Annotated in this window: 16 protein-coding genes; 2 read left to right on the top strand and 14 right to left on the bottom strand. The window is 64.4% G+C overall.

The genetic code is table 11. The annotated features are described in order from the left end of the window. Positions 1-28 precede the first annotated feature (28 nt). Genes NGM28_RS27575 through rluC form a run of 3 tightly spaced genes read right to left on the bottom strand, consistent with a single transcriptional unit; the run spans position 29 to position 2,657 of the window. Positions 29-1,012, bottom strand: coding sequence for a S49 family peptidase (locus NGM28_RS27575; protein ID WP_252092429.1), 984 nt, complete (start codon positions 1,010-1,012; stop codon positions 29-31). 2 nt (positions 1,013-1,014) lie between these two features. After that, the gene (locus tag NGM28_RS27580) at positions 1,015-1,695 is read right to left on the bottom strand and encodes an HAD family hydrolase (RefSeq protein ID WP_252092430.1); all 681 of its coding nucleotides are present in this window, start codon (positions 1,693-1,695) and stop codon (positions 1,015-1,017) included. Between the two features lie 5 nt (positions 1,696-1,700). Further along, on the bottom strand, positions 1,701-2,657 hold the full coding sequence (rluC, locus tag NGM28_RS27585; RefSeq protein ID WP_011532879.1) for a 23S rRNA pseudouridine(955/2504/2580) synthase RluC: 957 nt from the start codon (positions 2,655-2,657) through the stop codon (positions 1,701-1,703). A 795-nt stretch (positions 2,658-3,452) separates the two neighbouring features. Between rluC and rne the strand changes: the two genes are divergently transcribed. Next, on the top strand, positions 3,453-6,686 hold the full coding sequence (rne, locus tag NGM28_RS27590; protein WP_252092431.1) for a ribonuclease E: 3,234 nt from the start codon (positions 3,453-3,455) through the stop codon (positions 6,684-6,686). A 187-nt stretch (positions 6,687-6,873) separates the two neighbouring features. Here the strand turns inward: rne and murB are convergent, their stop codons facing one another. The 8 genes from murB to NGM28_RS27630 form a co-directional block, all read right to left on the bottom strand. Further along, positions 6,874-7,893 (bottom strand): UDP-N-acetylmuramate dehydrogenase, encoded by a 1,020-nt coding sequence (murB, locus tag NGM28_RS27595; RefSeq protein ID WP_252092432.1) that lies wholly within the window; start codon positions 7,891-7,893, stop codon positions 6,874-6,876. Continuing rightward, positions 7,890-8,354 carry a low molecular weight protein-tyrosine-phosphatase gene (locus NGM28_RS27600; RefSeq protein ID WP_240065845.1) on the bottom strand — a complete coding sequence of 155 codons (465 nt, stop codon included), beginning with the start codon at positions 8,352-8,354 and terminating at the stop codon, positions 7,890-7,892. The genes murB and NGM28_RS27600 overlap by 4 nt, the downstream gene beginning before the upstream one ends. Then, positions 8,354-9,118: a 3-deoxy-manno-octulosonate cytidylyltransferase gene (gene kdsB / locus NGM28_RS27605; protein WP_252092433.1), complete on the bottom strand. Its 765-nt coding sequence runs from the start codon at positions 9,116-9,118 to the stop codon at positions 8,354-8,356. Before kdsB ends, NGM28_RS27600 begins: the two co-directional genes overlap by 1 nt. After that, complete coding sequence (locus NGM28_RS27610; RefSeq protein WP_011532874.1) at positions 9,115-9,300, bottom strand: Trm112 family protein; 186 nt, start codon at positions 9,298-9,300, stop codon at positions 9,115-9,117. Before NGM28_RS27610 ends, kdsB begins: the two co-directional genes overlap by 4 nt. A gap of 34 nt (positions 9,301-9,334) precedes the next feature. Beyond that, on the bottom strand, positions 9,335-10,345 hold the full coding sequence (lpxK, locus tag NGM28_RS27615; RefSeq protein ID WP_240065843.1) for a tetraacyldisaccharide 4'-kinase: 1,011 nt from the start codon (positions 10,343-10,345) through the stop codon (positions 9,335-9,337). Then, positions 10,345-10,779 carry a flagellar polar localization protein PocB gene (gene pocB / locus NGM28_RS27620; RefSeq protein WP_240065842.1) on the bottom strand — a complete coding sequence of 145 codons (435 nt, stop codon included), beginning with the start codon at positions 10,777-10,779 and terminating at the stop codon, positions 10,345-10,347. The genes lpxK and pocB overlap by 1 nt, the downstream gene beginning before the upstream one ends. After that, positions 10,776-11,411 (bottom strand): flagellar polar localization protein PocA, encoded by a 636-nt coding sequence (gene pocA / locus NGM28_RS27625; protein WP_028690976.1) that lies wholly within the window; start codon positions 11,409-11,411, stop codon positions 10,776-10,778. The genes pocB and pocA overlap by 4 nt, the downstream gene beginning before the upstream one ends. Before the next feature lie 169 nt (positions 11,412-11,580). Beyond that, entirely contained in the window at positions 11,581-13,782 is a 2,202-nt protein-coding gene (locus NGM28_RS27630) for a DNA internalization-related competence protein ComEC/Rec2 (RefSeq protein WP_252092434.1), read from the bottom strand. A gap of 143 nt (positions 13,783-13,925) precedes the next feature. On the opposite strand from NGM28_RS27630, the gene NGM28_RS27635 reads away from it, so the two are divergent. Beyond that, on the top strand, positions 13,926-14,552 hold the full coding sequence (locus NGM28_RS27635) for a DUF2062 domain-containing protein (protein ID WP_240065840.1): 627 nt from the start codon (positions 13,926-13,928) through the stop codon (positions 14,550-14,552). Here the strand turns inward: NGM28_RS27635 and NGM28_RS27640 are convergent. The 3 genes from NGM28_RS27640 to NGM28_RS27650 all read right to left on the bottom strand — a co-directional run bounded on the left by NGM28_RS27640 (position 14,436) and on the right by NGM28_RS27650 (position 16,900). Next, positions 14,436-15,215 (bottom strand): ABC transporter permease, encoded by a 780-nt coding sequence (locus NGM28_RS27640; RefSeq protein WP_011532869.1) that lies wholly within the window; start codon positions 15,213-15,215, stop codon positions 14,436-14,438. The genes NGM28_RS27635 and NGM28_RS27640 overlap by 117 nt on opposite strands. After that, a complete protein-coding gene (locus NGM28_RS27645; RefSeq protein WP_011532868.1) occupies positions 15,212-16,144 on the bottom strand; it encodes an ABC transporter ATP-binding protein in 933 nt (310 codons plus the stop codon). The genes NGM28_RS27640 and NGM28_RS27645 overlap by 4 nt, the downstream gene beginning before the upstream one ends. Positions 16,145-16,276: 132 nt before the next feature. After that, positions 16,277-16,900 (bottom strand): glutathione S-transferase, encoded by a 624-nt coding sequence (locus tag NGM28_RS27650; RefSeq protein WP_252092435.1) that lies wholly within the window; start codon positions 16,898-16,900, stop codon positions 16,277-16,279. Positions 16,901-17,028: the final 128 nt, after the last annotated feature.

The raw sequence follows: 17,028 nt of genomic DNA on the forward strand, positions 1-17,028 counted from the left end.
GCTTGCCGGCGAAGGGGGCAAAAGGAAATTAACGCAGGGAAGGCCCCCGGAAACCCATGTACATTGACAGGCGCTCGGCAACGCTGGCCCCCAGGCGCTTGGAGAATCGGTCGAACGGCGACTCCTGAACAGTGAAGTCCACCAGCTCCTTCTCACCCACGATCTCGCGGGCAACGTAGCTGGCACTGCCCAACCCATCCACCAAGCCAAGCTCCTTGGCCTGCTCACCCGACCAGATCAGCCCGCTGAACAGCTCCGGATGCTCCTTGTCCTTCAGGCGCTCTCCCCGCCCCTGCTTCACCACAGCGATGAACTGGCGATGAGTGGTGTCCAGCACCCCCTGCCAGAACGCCGTCTCTTCAGGCTTTTGCGGCGAGAACGGGTCGAGGAAGGCCTTATGCTCACCAGCGGTGTAGGTGCGACGCTCAACACCCAGCTTGTCCATGGCGCCGACGAAGCCGTAACCGGCGGCAGTCACGCCAATGGACCCAACCAGACTGGCCTTGTCGGCGTAGATCTCGTCGGCGGCACTGGCGATGTAATAGGCACCGGATGCGCCGAGATCAGTGATCACCGCATACAACTTGATGGCCGGATATTCGCCACGCAGACGACGGATCTCGTCATAGACGTAGCCCGCCTGTACCGGACTGCCACCCGGGCTGTTGATGCGCATCACCACAGCCTTGGTCTTCGAGTCCTTGAACGCCTCGCGCAGGCTCTTGACGATATTGTCGGCACTGGCCGGCTCCTGATCGGCGATCACGCCGCGCACTTCGACCAGTGCCGTGTGGTTACCGCTGCGCGAAGCCGCCTTGTCCACATCCATCAATGGCGTGAACAAGGCCAGCATGCCAAACAGATAGACGAAGGTCAGCAGCTTGAAAAAGATGCCCCAACGCCGCGCACGACGCTGCTCCTGGACACCCGCCAGCAGCGTCTTCTCCAGCAGCTTCCAGCTTTTGCGCTCTTCATTGTCTTCAGGCTCAGGCGCCTTCCATTCGTCAGCCATGCTCACCTACCTTGGAAATTGGATAGCGCGCGGCCGGCCAGCCATTCGCGCAACTGGGAAAAATGCTCGATGCACACCTGCGGCCCGAAGTCGGCCAAAGCCCGCAGGGACATGGCCCCATAGCCGACCGCCACCGAGTGCATGCCCGCATTGCTGGCCATCTGCAGATCGAACGCCGAATCTCCGACCATCAATGCCCGCCCGGGTTCGACCTGGCAATGGGCAAGGATCTCTTCGAGCATCAGCGGGTGCGGCTTGCCCCGCGTTTCGTCAGCGGCGCGGGTGATGTCGAAGTACCCCTCCCAGCCATTGGCCTTGAGCACTCGATCCAGCCCGCGGCGCGCCTTGCCAGTGGCGACCGCCAGACGATACCCCTCGCGACGGAAGGCATCCAGCGACTCGACCACACCGTCGAACAGCGGCGACGGCTGCTGATCCAAGGCCATGTAGACATCGGCGTAGTGCTGCCGGAACGACTCGACCTGCCGCGACTCCAGATGCGGATAAAGCGTGGAAATGGCCTCCGCCAACGCCAACCCGATGATGCCCTTGATCGCCTCGTCAGCGCTCGGCGCTTCGCCGGCACGCTCGGCCGCCAGGTTCATGGCCTCGACAATACGCCCGATGGAGTCGGCCAGGGTGCCATCCCAATCGAAGATCAGCAGTTCGTAGTGTTTTTTCATCCAGGTCAGGTCGCGCTCAGGCGCTCCACGGTCTTGGCCCACACCTCGTCGACCGGCGCCTCGAGCTTGAGCTCGCCACCATCAGGCAGCGGCACGGTCAGCTGGTAGGCATGCAGGAACAGACGCTTGCCACCGAGCTCGCGAATCTCGCGACTGAAATCCTCATCACCATACTTGCTGTCGCCGGCGATCATGTGCCCGGCATGCAGCGTATGCACGCGAATCTGATGGGTGCGCCCCGTGATCGGACGCGCCTCGACGATAGTGGCGAACTCACCGAAACGGCGCAGCACGCGGAACATCGTCAACGCCTCCTTGCCTTCGTCATTTACCTCGACCATGCGCTCGCCAGAACGCAGATTGCTCTTTTGCAACGGCGCATTGACTTGCTTCTTCGAAGTGGGCCAATGCCCCCGCACCAACGCCATGTAGCGCTTGTCGACACCATCACCCCGCAGCGCGGCATGCAGGTGGCGCAGCATGCTGCGCTTCTTGGCGATCATCAGCAGGCCCGAGGTATCACGGTCCAGGCGGTGTACCAGCTCCAGCTCCTTGGCGTCCGGGCGCAGCTGACGCAGCGCCTCGATCACACCGAAGCTCAGGCCACTGCCACCGTGCACGGCGATGCCGGCCGGCTTGTTCATCACGATCAGCGCCTTGTCCTCATAGACAATCGCGGCTTCCAGGCGCTGCAGCAGCCCCTGGGCCACCGGCGCCGGCTCGTCGCGCTCCGGCAGGCGGACAGGCGGCACCCGCACGATGTCGCCCGCCTGAAGCTTGTACTCAGGCTTGATCCGGCCCTTGTTGACCCGAACCTCACCCTTGCGCAGGATGCGGTAGACCAGCGTCTTGGGCACGCCCTTGAGGGCCGTGATGAGGAAATTGTCGATGCGTTGGCCGGCAAGCTCCGGCGCGACTTCGATCAGCTGAACGCCGGAAGTCGGAGGGGTATTGGTCGTCATGGCGGGATCATAACAATTTTTTATGGAATTGAAGCACTTAATCATTGCTGCTATAGTCGCGAACGCCGCCAAAAGCGGCAGGCCAGCGGCACCAGGCTCTTCGCCGGCCCTGACCATCGCAGTTCCCGAGGACGCGAGGCCGTCCTACGGCGCGTTCGCCAGTTTAACGAATTGCCTGGAATCGCCACCAGCGCTGTGTAGAGAAGACCGAAAAAAAACGACAAGTGCGGTGTTTCACCTGCTTACCCGCTTCTTTTTCGCCGTACCTCTGCCCGCCACCGTCGTTTCCGCGCATTTGGGCGAATGCTTCGGAAATACCTGCCTTGGATATGTTATGGCGCCAGCCCGGCATCCGGGCTGGCGAAAAATGCAACCCGTTGCGGATTCAGCGCGCGGCAGCACCGAATTTTCAGGGATACGTGCAGGGTGGAGATGCACAGCCCTCGGACCGTGTGGCACCGCGTCCCCCACCGCCCCAGTGATCGGGCGACGGACGGACAAGGTCCTGAACAGACGCCCTTGCGGCGTCCACGGACGACCGGTTGATTCCTCCTCCTGACTGAGTGCACCAGGCCCGTTCGATTGATTCGGATAACATTCGAAAAGCTCGACGGGTCTTTTGGCACCGCAAAACAGGACGCGTCGTCGCGACCACGGCAGGCTGGGCAACCGGCTGGTGCCGAACGTCGCCAGACACGGGGGTGGCCCGCCACCCTTTGCGCACCTTGGCACCGATCATGAAAAATCGCGTGTGCCGAACGCCGTTTCCGGCAGCCCGGAAACCGACGGTACAACATGAAAAGAATGCTGATTAACGCGACTCAACCCGAAGAGTTGCGTGTAGCCCTGGTGGACGGCCAACGCCTCTACGACCTGGACATCGAGTCCGGTGCCCGTGAGCAGAAGAAGGCCAACATCTACAAAGGCAAGATCACCCGGATCGAGCCCAGCCTTGAAGCCGCCTTCGTCGACTTCGGCTCCGAACGTCACGGCTTCCTGCCGCTGAAGGAAATCTCCCGCGAATACTTCAAGAAGACCCCCGAAGGCCGGGTCAACATCAAGGAAGTACTGAGCGAAGGCCAGGAAGTCATCGTCCAGGTCGAGAAGGAAGAGCGCGGCAACAAAGGCGCCGCCCTGACCACCTTCATCAGCCTGGCCGGCCGCTACCTGGTGCTGATGCCCAACAACCCGCGCGCCGGCGGCATCTCCCGCCGCATCGAAGGCGAAGAACGCAACGAACTGCGTGAAGCGCTGAACGGCCTGACCGTTCCGGGCGACATGGGCCTGATCGTGCGCACCGCGGGCCTGGGCCGCAGCAGCGAAGAAATGCAGTGGGACCTCGACTACCTGCTGCAGCTGTGGACCGCCATCAAGGAAGCCTCGCAAGACCGCGTCGCGCCGTTCCTGATCTACCAGGAAAGCAACGTCATCATCCGCGCCATCCGCGACTACCTGCGCCAGGACATCGGCGAAGTGCTGATCGACAGCATCGACGCCCAGGAAGAAGCCCTGACCTTCATCCGCCAGGTGATGCCGCAGTACGCCAGCAAGGTCAAGCTGTACGAAGACAGCGTGCCGCTGTTCAACCGCTTCCAGATCGAAAGCCAGATCGAGACCGCCTTCCAGCGTGTGGTCGACCTGCCGTCCGGCGGCTCGATCGTCATCGACCCGACCGAAGCCCTGGTCTCCATCGACATCAACTCGGCGCGCGCCACCAAAGGCAGCGACATCGAGGAAACCGCGCTGCAGACCAACCTGGAAGCGGCCGAAGAGATCGCCCGTCAGTTGCGCCTGCGCGACATCGGCGGCCTGATCGTCATCGACTTCATCGACATGACCCCGGCCAAGAACCAGCGCGCCGTCGAAGAGCGTGTGCGTGAATGCCTGGAAGCCGACCGCGCCCGTGTGCAGGTTGGCCGCATTTCGCGCTTCGGCCTGCTGGAGATGTCCCGCCAGCGCCTGCGCCCATCGCTGGGTGAAAGCAGCGGCATCGTCTGCCCGCGCTGCTCTGGCACCGGCATCATCCGTGACGTCGAGTCGCTGTCTCTGGCCATTCTGCGCCTGATCGAAGAAGAAGCCCTGAAGGACCGCACCGCCGAAGTGCGCGCCCAGGTACCGATCCCGGTGGCTGCCTTCCTGCTCAACGAGAAGCGCAACTCGATCACCAAGATCGAACTGCGCACTCGCGCGCGCATCATCATCCTGCCGAACGATCACCTGGAAACCCCGCACTTCGAAGTCCAGCGCCTGCGCGACGACAACCCGGACGTGCTGAGCAGCCAGTCGAGCTACGAGATCGCCTCGACCGAGACAGAAGAAGCCCCGCAACCGACCGCCACCCGCACCCTGGTTCGCCAGGAAGCCGCGGTCAAGACCGCCCCGGCACGCGCCAACGCCCCGGCACCGGCCGCCACTGAAGAGCCAGCCGCACCCGCCGCGCCCGTACAGAGCGCCCCGGAGCCAAGCCTGTTCAAGGGCCTGGTCAAGTCGCTGGTCAGCCTGTTCGCCGGCAAGGAAGAACCTGCCGCCGCACCGGCCGTGAGCACTGAGAAACCGGCCACCGAGCGCTCGTCGCGCAACGAAGAGCGTCGCAACGGTCGCCAGCAGAGCCGCAACCGTGGCGGCCGTCGAGATGAAGAACGCAAGCCGCGTGAAGAACGTAGCGAGCGTACCCCACGTGAAGAGCGTCAACCTCGCGAGGAGCGTGCCCCACGCGAAGAACGTGCTCCGCGTGAAGAGCGCCAGCCTCGCCAGCCTCGCGAAGACCGTCGCGGCAACCGCGAAGAGCGAGTACGCGAACTGCGCGAGCCACTGGATGCCGCACCTGCCGCCCGTGAAGAGCGTCAGCCACGTGAAGAACGCGCACCGCGTGAAGAGCGTGCACCTCGCGAAGAGCGCACCCCACGTGAAGAACGCGCACCTCGCGAAGAGCGCGCCCCACGTGAAGAACGCGCACCTCGCGAAGAGCGTGCCCCACGTGAAGAACGCGCACCTCGTGAAGAGCGTGCCCCACGTGAAGAACGCGCACCTCGTGAAGAGCGCGCCCCACGTGAAGAACGCGCACCTCGTGAAGAGCGTCAGCCACGTCCGCCACGCGAAGAGCGCCAGCTGCGTCCTGACGAACAGGTAGCCGAACAGGCCGCCGAGCTGACCGAAGAGCAACTGCCGAACGAAGAACTGCTGCAGGACGAGCAGGAAGGCGCCGATGGCGAGCGTCCACGCCGTCGTTCCCGTGGTCAGCGTCGTCGCAGCAATCGTCGCGAGCGTCAGCGCAATGCCAATGGCGAGCTGATCGATGGCGATGAAGACAGCAGCGAAGAGCAGCCACAGCAGCACCAGGCCACCGAGCTGGGTGCCGAACTGGCCGCCGGTATCGCCGTCACTGCCGCCGTTGCCACCAGCAACATCAGCACTGGCGCCGAAGTCGAAGCCAACCAGCAGGCCGAACGCGCCAACGCGGCTGTGACCGAGACCCAGGTGGAAATTGCCGAGGTTGTCGCCGAGCAGGTCAGCATCGCCCCCGTGGTGGAACAGCCTGTCAGCGAACCGGCCGTTGCCGTAGAGCCGAGCATCGAGCCCGTGGTTGAAGCGGCACCACAGCCGGTGGTCGAGGCAGCCGTTGAGCAGCCTGTCGCCGTCGTTGAAGCCGCTGTCGAATCGGCACCGGTCGAGCAAGCTCCAGTAGTGGAAGCTGGCGAGATCGAAAAAGCGCCGGTCGTAGAGGCTCCGGTTGCCGAACAACCTGCTCCGCAAGTCGAGGCCAAGCCTGCCGAAGTGCAAGCTGAAGTGGTCGAAACCGCAGCTGCCGAGCCAGTACCCGTCGTCGCCGAAAAGGCGCCGGTCGAGGACGTAGCCGCGCCGGTCGAACCCTCCACCATCATGCTGCCGAACGGCCGTGCGCCGAACGACCCGCGTGAAGTGCGTCGCCGCAAGCGTGAAGCCGAGGCTGCTGCAGCCCTGGCTGCCGCCCAGGCCGCACCGGCAGAAGCCCTGGAAACCGCTGACGAGCACAAGCCTCATCACGGTTGATAGCAACGGCTGAATGAAAAAGCCCCGCCAGTGCGAACTGGCGGGGCTTTTTCTTTGCCGCTGACTTTACGTAAATCTTTAGTCTGGTTCGCCAGCAAGGCTGGCTCCTACGAGACCAGGGCAGGCCACGAGCCCTGTAGGAGCCGGCCTTGCCGGCGAAGCAGGCGATGCGGTGCCCGCGATAGGGTCAGTACAGGTTCGGCTCCATCTCCAGCGCCACCCCGAACCGCTCGAGGATATCCGCCTGGATCTTCTGCGCCAGCGCGTGCATCTGCGCCCCGCTCGCCTGACCGTAATTCACCAGCACCAGCGATTGCAGCCGGTGTACACCTGCATCACCCTCGCGATAACCCTTCCAGCCCGCCTGCTCGATCAACCAGCCCGCCGCCAGCTTCACCTGGCTATCGGCCTGTGGATAAGCCACTACGCCTGGATGCCCGGCACGGATACGCTCGACCAATGCCGCCGGTACCACGGGGTTCTTGAAGAAGCTACCGGCGTTCCCCAGCTCGGCCGGATCCGGCAGCTTCTCCCGACGAATACTGCAAATAGCGTCGCTGATCGCCTGGGCGGTGGGTCGCTCAACGCCCTGCTCCGCCAGACGCTGACGCACTGGACCATAGTCCAGATGGGCCTGCAGCGTACGGCTCAAGACAAAGCGCACACGCAGGATCAGCCAACGCCCCGGGTTACGCTTGAACACACTGTCACGATAGCCAAATGCGCACTCCGGCAAAGAGAAATCGCGCAATTCGCCCGTCTCACGATCCAGAGCGGTCAGCCCGGCGAACACGTCCTTGATCTCCACGCCATAGGCCCCGACGTTCTGCATCGGCGCGGCGCCGACGGTGCCGGGAATCAGGCTGAGGTTCTCCAGGCCACACAAGCCTTGCTCCAGGCTCCATTGCACGAACGGATGCCAGGGCTCACCGGCCTCGGCCTCCACCACCACCCGCCCACCATCATCTTCGAGCAGGCGCCGGCCACGACTGGCCATGTGCAGCACCAGGGCATCAATGTCACGGGTCAGCAGCAGGTTGCTGCCACCGCCGATCACCAGCACCGGCACCTGCCGCTCGGTGGCCTGGGCCAGGGCCCGGCGGGCTTCGTCGTCATCATGGGCCTGGGTGAAGTAGCGGGCACTGACATCGATACCGAACGTGTTGTAGGGCTTGAGCGAAACCTGCTCCTGCCAATGCGCCGTCATAACCGCCCCTTGATTTCCACGACCAGCTCACGACAAGCCGCCTCGATCAGGTCCAGGACCTGCTCGAAACCTTCCGCACCGCCGTAGTAAGGGTCCGGCACCTCGTCCAGGGCCGCGCCATAGCGGCGCAGGAACAGGTCAAGCTCACCCTTGGCGTTATGCGGGCGCAATACCTGCAGGTTACGCAAGTTGCTTTTGTCCATGGCCAGCACCAGGTCGTACTCACCAAAGTGCTCGGCCTTGACCTGCTGGGCACGCTGGCGCGACAGATCGTAACCACGCGCCAGGGCAGCCTTGCAAGTACGGCTGTCAGGGGCCTTGCCCACGTGCCAGTCGCCAGTACCGGCCGACGCCACCTGGACGACATCAGCCAGCCCCGCAGCTTCCAGTTGATGGCGCAGCACGCCCTCGGCGGTGGGCGAACGGCAGATATTGCCGAGGCAGACGAACAGGACGCGCATCAGGCCTCCAGCAAGCGCCGCACGCGCTCCAGGTCTTCAGGGGTATCCACACCCACTGCCGGTGCCTCGATGGCGTCGGCGACATGGATGCGCACGCCGTGCCACAGGGCACGCAATTGCTCCAGCGACTCGGTCTGCTCCAACCAGCACGGGCCCCAGGCGACGAAGTCCTGGAGGAAGCCCACGCGGTAGGCATACATGCCGATATGGCGACGGTACGGCACGCCAGCAGGCAACTGGCTGCGATCCTTGGCGAAGGCGTCCCGGGCCCAGGGCAGGGGTGCGCGACTGAAGGTCAGCGCCAGGCCATGCTTGTCGCTGACCACTTTCACCGCGTTGGGGTTGAAAATGGTTTCCGGCACATGGATCGGCTCGGCCAGGGTGGCGATGCCGGCTTCCGGATGCTCCGCCAGGTTGGCAGCCACCTGATCGATGATCACCGGCGGAATCAGCGGCTCGTCGCCCTGCACGTTGACCACGATGGCGTCGGGCGCCAGCCCCAGCTGGGCGGCGACCTCGGCCAGGCGATCAGTGCCCGACTCATGATCGGCGCGGGTCAACAGCACTTCAGCACCAAACGCCTGGCAGGCCTCGACGATGCTGGCGTCGTCCGTGGCAATCACCACGCGGCTGGCGCCGCTTTTACGCGCCTGCTCCCACACATGCTGGACCATCGGCTTGCCGGCGATCGGCAGCAACGGCTTGCCCGGCAGGCGCGTTGAGCGCAGCCGGGCGGGGATTACCACGGTGAAGTCCAGGCTCATTTGTCCAGGCGCTCTTCATCGGTCAGGGTACGTGCTTCGCTTTCCAGCATCACCGGGATGCCGTCGCGGATCGGGTAGGCCAGGCCCGCGCCCTTGCTGATCAGCTCGGTCTTGTCGGCGCTGAGCTTGAGCGGGCCCTTGGTGATCGGGCAGGCCAGGATGTCGAGCAGTTTGGTGTCCATGGAAGCTTCCTTGAGACGGAAATTGAAAAATGGCTCAGGGCCAGGGGCGGCCGGGCAACAAGCGATCGAGCTGGCTGTCGAACCAGCTGGAGAACGCCTGCGAAGGCACGGCGTCGACCGCCAGGTACCACCAGTCATCGGCGGCAAAAGGCCGGCATTTCACCGCGTCCTTCTCGGTCATCACCAGCGGCAGCGGCGGGCTGAACGACAACACCTCACGGCTGTAGGGCGCATGGTCGGCGAAGGGATGCGGCACCGGCTGCCAGTTTAGCCCCAGCAGGGTGTTGAAGAAACGTTGCGGATTACCGATGCCGGCCACGGCGTGAAGCGCCTGGCCAGCGGGAAACAGGTCGAGTTCGCGGCGTTCACCGCTGCGCAGGTTGATCAACGCGCAGGGCTGCAGGCGGAACGAGAAACCCGCGTCACGATCAGCCTCCGCGCCATTGAACAGCACCGCATCAGCCTCATCCAGCCGCTCGGCCGGCTCACGCAGCGGGCCGGCCGGCAGGCAGCGGCGGTTGCCCAGGCCGCGGGCGGCATCGATCAGCACCAGCTCCAAGTCACGGGCCAGACGGTAGTGCTGCATGCCGTCGTCGCAAAGGATCAGATCAAGGGCATCGCTGGCCAACAAGGCCTGCACGGCGCGGGAACGATCGGGATCGATGACCAGTGGCACACCGGTACGCTGGACGATCAGCAAGGGCTCGTCACCGGCCTGTTCGGCAGCCTGGTCAGCCTGGACACGCCAGGGGTACTGCGGTGGCTTGGCGCCATAGCCACGGCTGACCACGCCGACCTTGAGCCCCTGTCGGCGACAGTGTTCGATCAGCCAGAGAATCATCGGGGTCTTGCCGGTGCCGCCAACGGTGATGTTGCCGACGACGATCACCGGCACCGGCGCACGGTAGCTGGCGCTTTCGCCACTGAGAAAACGCGCGCGTTTGCGCGTCACCACGCGGCGGTACAGCGCCTCCAGCGGGCGCAACAGGGCGAGCGCGGGGTGCCCGGCATACCAGGCGGCCAGCAGGCGATCGGCGAAGGCCATCAGGGCTGGCCCTGCGCGGCCTCGACGGTGGTCATGCGCAACTTGCTGAAGCCGAGCTTGCCGGCCGCGTCCATTGCGGTGATCACAGCCTGGTGCGGAGTCTTGCCGTCAGCGCTGATGGCCAGCGGCAGCGTGATGTCACCGCCGGATTCCTTCTCGATGGCCTCGGTCAGGGTATCCAGGTCGCTCTTTGGTAGCAGGTGGTTGTTCACCGAGTACACGCCATCGGCGCTGATGGAAATTTCCACCAGCTTGCCCTGGTCCGCCGGCGCCTGCTCGGCACTGGCGGCCTCGGGCAGTTCGACGCGCAGTTGCGTCTCGCGGGTGAAGGTGGTGGTGACCACGAAGAACAGCAGCAACACGAACACCACGTCGATCAACGACGCCAAGTTGATGTCGACGTTCTCGCGCTGGCGATTGCGCCGGAACTTCACGCCTTGCCTCCGGCCACTTCCACTTCGCGGTCGCCCTGCAGCACCTCGACCAGCTTGATCGCTTCCTGCTCCATACCCACCACCAGCTCATCGATACGGCGCAGCAGGAAACGATGGAAGAACACCGCCGGGATACCGACCATCAGGCCTGCCGCGGTGGTGACCAGGGCCTTGGAGATACCACCGGCCAGCACTGCGGCGTTGGCAGTCATCTGCGAGCCCATGAAGGCACTGAAGATGTCGATCATGCCCAGCACGGTACCCAGCAGGCCCAGCAACGGGGCCATGGCGGCGATGGTGCCAAGGGTGCTGATGTAGCGTTCCAGCTCGTGGATGACCCGCGAGGCGGCCTCCTCGATGCACTCTTTCATGATCTCGCGGCCGTGGCGCGAGTTGGCCAGGCCCGCAGCCAGGATCTCGCCCAGCGGCGAGTCGGCGCGCAGGGCCTTGAGCTTGTCACTGGTGAGTTGCTTGTCCTTGATCCACATCCACACCTGGCCCAGCAGGTGCGGCGGGGTGACACGGCTGGCGCGCAAGGTCCACAGGCGCTCGACGACGATCGCCATGGCGGCGATGGAACTCAGGATGATCGGCAGCATCATCCAACCACCGGACTTGACCAATTCCCACACAGTAAGCATCCCCTCGGAAAAAGGCCGCCACTCTACCATAGGCAAGCCGAGGGCTCATCTGCCGGAGGTCAGGGAAACTTTCGCGGCCCTCTTCGCCGGCAAGGCCGGCTCCTACGGAAGCGCTCGATCCCTGTAGGAGCCGGCCTTGCCGGCGAAGAGGCCGACAGGTTCACCGCCAGAATCTGCGTTGCCCACGCATGCCCTCAACCCCTCCATGGCTACCCAGCCTTAGCCGCAAGGCCCCCTCGACCGCCGTGTCATGCACCATCACCCCATGCCGATGATACCGCTCGATCACCTGCGCATGAGGATGCCCAAACCCATTGTGCCGCCCACGTGAAATCATCACCCCGCGCGGCGCGGTGGCCTTGACGAACGGCTCGGTGGACGACGTGCGGCTGCCATGATGCGGCGCCTGAAGCCAGTCGAGCCGATGCTCGTCGTGGGCCGCCAGCCAGGCCCGCTCCGCGCCCCCTTCCATATCACCCGCCAGCAGCAGCCGTTCGCCATTGGCTTCCACCCGCAGCACGCAGGAGCGCTCATTGCTGGAGCGGCCCTGCGGCCAGTGCCAGAGCGAAAACGTCACACCATCCCACTGCCAGCGTTCGCCACTGTTACACAACTGCGCCCCATCCAGCCCGGCGACCTCTCCCGCCAGCACCCGGCTGACCGGCAACCCGCGACGAACGGCCGCCGCACCGCCGGCATGGTCGGCATGACCATGGCTGATCAGCATCACATCGAGGTTTTTCACCCCAAGCTTACGCAAGGTAGGCAGCACCACGCTTTCGCCCAGATCGCTGTCGCCCCGCGCGGGCCCTGCGTCGTACAGCAAACTGTGATGGCGGGTGCGCAGCAACACCGCCAGGCCCTGGCCGACGTCCAGTTGCCAGACGTCCACCTGCCCGTGGGGCATCTGCTCTCGCGGCGCCCATATCGCCAGCAACATGACCGCGCCCGGCATGCGCAGTGGCACGCCGCGAGGCAAAAGCACAAGAACCGCCCCCAGGCACACCAGCAGCCAGGCCCACACGGGCAATGGCTCAGGCAGCCAGGCTGGCTGCTGCTCGGCAACGAGCGCCAACGATGCAAACAGACCGTCCAGCGACAGGCCCGCCAACCACAACATCCCCTCCCCCACGCCCGGCACCGGCAACAACGCTGCCCCCAGCAATGCCAGCGGCAGCACCCCCAGGCTGATCCACGGCACCGCCAGCAAATTGGCCAGCGGTGCTGTCAGGCTGACCGGCAACCCCAGCGCCAGCAGCACCGGCAACAGGCCCACGGCAATCACCCACTGCGCACGAGTCCAGGCCTGCCAGGGGCGCCATGCGCCCAGCCGGGCGGAAAAACACAGCACCAGCACGGCGACGGCGGCGAACGACAGCCAGAACCCCGGCAGCAGGCTGGCCAGCGGCTCGACCAGCAGCACACCGAGCAGCGCCAGCAACAGCGGCGTGACGGCGCCCAGATGACGAAAGCGCAGGCGCCAGAGCAACACCACCGCCAGCATCAGGCAAGCACGCTGCACTGGTACGCCAAACCCCGCCAGCCAGCCGTAGGCCAACGCCGCACCGATGGCCAGGCCGCACGCCCACGGCAGCCATGGCCATCGATGAGGCCACCAACCCAGCCGTGCCAGCCCCGCCACCAAGCCATACACCAGCCCGGCCAGCAACCCGATGTGCTGCCCGGAGATCACCAGCAGGTGCACCGTGCCGGTAGCCTGCAAGACTTGCCAGTCCTGCCGCGCCAGCCCCGCGCCATCGCCCAGCAGCAAAGCCGCAAGGGCCGCCTCGCGCCCGCGAGCCTCCACCGCCAGCAAGCGTTGGCGCAGGCCATCGCGCCAGTCGACCACCGCCTCGCCAATTCGCTCGCCTGCCTTGACGGTGCCTGTTGCGCCGACTCGCCGCGCCAACAGCATGGCCTCGCGATCCGGCCCGTGGGGATTGAGCAAGCCACTGGGTTGGCGCAGATTGACTGCCAGCCGCCAGCGCTCGCCCGCCCGCAACTCTGGCCCTTCGAACCAGCTCAACTGCACACGTTGCGGCAAGTGCGCCCGGCGGGACCCAGGCTGCTCCAGCTCGAAACGCACGCTGCGTTGGCCACGGGCGGGCAAACCCACCACCCTCCCCTCCAGCCACAACGTCCGGCCATCCAGTTCAGCAGACAAGCGATCATCCAAGGCCCGCTGCGCCGACCAGCCTGCATGACAGGCGCCCAGCACGAAACACCCCAGCCACCACAAGCGCGTGGGCAGGCAGACCAAGGCAAATATCAACAGGACCAGCAGCCAGCCGACCGATGGCAAAGCAGGCAAAAAGCGCAGGCACAACAGCCCGAGTATCAGCGCAAGCATCCCTGTGCGCATGAGATAGAGCTCCAGAAGCGAAATGGCCTCTGAGGCTTAGCTGATCAGGGGGAAATGCTTGCTCAACAATTGTCACAAACTCTGAACGAGGCTGCGCTTGAATAAAGGCATACTGACGCCCTTCAACCCTGCCGGGAGCCCACATGCCGCGCCGTCTGTTCAAACGCTACATGCCGGACCCGACCAGCATCCGGGAACACAAGTCGTTACGCTTCTTCGGCAAACTGCTGCACGACCCCAACCTCTGGCACCTGAACCGCCACTCGGTGGCGCGGGCCATGGGTGTCGGCCTGTTCGCTGCACTGATTCCTATCCCCATGCAGATGCTGCTGGCCGCCGCCCTGGCGATTCCGGTGCGCGGCAACCTGCCAATCGCGGTCAGCCTGGTGTGGCTGACCAACCCGCTGACCATGCCCCCGGTATTCTTCGTCACCTACATGACCGGTGCCTGGCTGATGCAGGTACCGCCACGCACCTTGCCCGAGGAAATCACCGTCGACTGGGTGACCGACCAGCTGGCGACGATCTGGCAGCCGTTCCTGCTGGGCTCGGTGGTATGCGGGGTGGTGCTCGGCGTGCTCGCCTACTTCACCACCATGGGCTATTGGCGCTGGTGGGTGGGCCGGCAGTGGCGCCGGCGCCAGTGTCGCTGCCTACGCACGCATGCCGCGACCGCTGACCAGCAGGCGGACGCACAGCACATAGAGCAACGCGGTGGCCACCAGCATGAAGCTGATCGCCGTACCAATGCTGATATCCGACACCCCTAGGATGCCGTAGCGGAACGAGTTGACCATGTGCAGCACCGGGTTGGCCAGCGACACGGTCTGCCAGAACGGCGGCAGCAGGTTGATCGAGTAGAACACCCCACCGAGGTAGGTCAGCGGCGTCAGCACGAAGGTCGGAATGATCGAGATATCGTCGAAATTGCGCGCGAACACCGCATTGACGAAGCCCAGCAACGAGAAAATGGTCGCGGTCAGCAGTACCACGACGATGGTCACGCCCAGGTGATGCACCTGCAGGTGGGTGAAGAACAGCGACAGGATGGTCACGATCACCCCCACCGCCAGCCCGCGCAGCACACCACCCAGCACATAGCCGACCAGGATGGTGTGCGGCGACACCGGCGACACCATCAGCTCTTCGATTGAGCGCTGGAACTTGCTGCCAAAGAAGCTCGACACCACATTGCCGTAGGAGTTGGTGATCACCGACATCATGATCAGCCCCGGCACGATGTACTCCATGTAGGTGAAGCCACCCATGTCGCCGATCTGCCGCCCGATCAGGTTGCCGAAGATCACGAAGTACAGGACCATGGTGATCGCCGGGGGCAGCAGGGTCTGCGGCCAGATACGCAAGAAGCGCCGCACTTCGCGGTAGACGATGGTGTTCAGGGCAACCCAGTTGGTGCGCAGTTCCACACTCATACGGCCACCTTCGACAGGTTCTTTTCCACCAGGGACACGAACAGCTCCTCGAGTCGATTGGTCTTGTTGCGCAGGCTTTGTACCTCGATGTTCTTCAAGGCCAGTTGGCCGAACAACGCGGTGATGCCGATATCCTTCTCCACCTGCACCTCCAGCGTGTGCGGGGTGATCAGCCGGCACGGGTAGCCGTGCAGTTCAGGCGCCGCCGGCAGGTCGTGCTTGAGGTCGAGCACGAAGGTCTCGACATGCAGCTTGCCCAGCAACTGGCGCATGCTGGTGTTCTCGACGATGGTGCCGTGGTCGATGATGCCGATGTTGCGGCACAGCTGCTCGGCCTCTTCCAGATAATGGGTGGTGAGGATGATGGTGATGCCCTTCTGGTTGAGCTCGGTGAGGAAGCTCCACATCGAACGGCGCAGCTCGATATCCACCCCTGCAGTCGGTTCGTCGAGGATCAGCAGGCGCGGTTCGTGGATCAGCGCCCGGGCGATCATCAACCGGCGCTTCATGCCGCCGGACAGCGAGCGCGACTGCACGTCACGCTTGTCCCACAACCCCAGTTGCGTCAGGTACTGCTCGGCGCGCTCCTTGGCCAGCTTGGGCGGGATGCCGTAGTAGCCGGCCTGGGTGACGACGATGTCGAAGGTCTTCTCGAACTGGTTGAAGTTGAACTCCTGGGGCACCACGCCCAGGCAGCGCTTGAGCGCGGACGGCTCGCGGTCCAGGTCGTGGCCGAACACGTTGACCGTGCCGCTGGTCTTGTTCACCAGGGTCGAGAGGATGCCGATGGTGGTGGACTTGCCGGCGCCGTTGGGGCCGAGCAAGGCGAAGAAGTCGCCTTCGGAAACGTCCAGGTCGATGCCCTTGAGGGCCTGGAAACCGTTGCCGTAGGTCTTGGTCAGCTGTCGGATGGACAGGGCGGAACTCATGGCGGGTCAGGTACCGAGAAAAGGGTTCAGGGCACGCCAGGTCAAGTCACTGGCGCAGTGAGTGCGGTCATGGTGCAAGGGCTGGCCGCACAAGTACAGTCACATCTATTGATAATGACTATCGAAGTGGCCTCACGTCAGGGCGGTCATCACCGCGGCCTGGTAGGCCGGGCGCTGTTTCAGGCGCTCATACCAGGCTTCAAGGTGGTACATGGCCGGGCGTTCGATGGGCATTTCGAACCAGGCGTAGGCGAAACTGCCCAGCGGGATGTCACCCATGCCAATCTGCTCGCCGGAGAGGTAGGGTTGCTTGCTCAAGGTCTCGTCAGCAATCGACAACAGCTCGGCGCATTGCTTGTGCGCGGCGTTGATCGCCACCCAGTCGCGTTGCTCCTCGGGGGTGCGCAGCAGGCCCCAGAACAGCGGGCGGAACGGGCCGGCGAAGGATGAGGTGGTCCAGTCCATCCACTTGTCCGCCAGAGCGCGCTGGCGTGGGTCGTCGAGGTACCAGCCTTGCGCCTGACCGTATTCGGCACAGAGGTAGCGCACGATGGTGTTGGACTCCCACAGCACCAGGTCGCCGTCTTCGAGCATGGGCACCAGGCCGTTGGGGTTGAGGGCGCGGTAGTGGGGTTCGTTGACCACACCGAAGGCACCGCCAGCGTCGATGGACTCGAAGTCCAGACCCAGTTCGTGGGCGATCCACAGCGCCTTGCGCACATTGCTCGAATTCTTGCGGCCCCAGATCTTCAGCATGGCAACGTCCTTATGAATGCGGGAGGGGAACAGTCTACCCCAAGCGTTCGGCGGTGCCAGTGAAAGCGGGGTTCTATCCTGAGACCTGTTCGCCGGCAAGCCGGCTCCTACACGGCTTGCGCAAAACC

The organism is Pseudomonas sp. MWU13-3659 (assembly GCF_023757525.1).
In the GTDB taxonomy this organism is placed as follows: Bacteria; Pseudomonadota; Gammaproteobacteria; order Pseudomonadales; family Pseudomonadaceae; genus Aquipseudomonas; species Aquipseudomonas entomophila_E.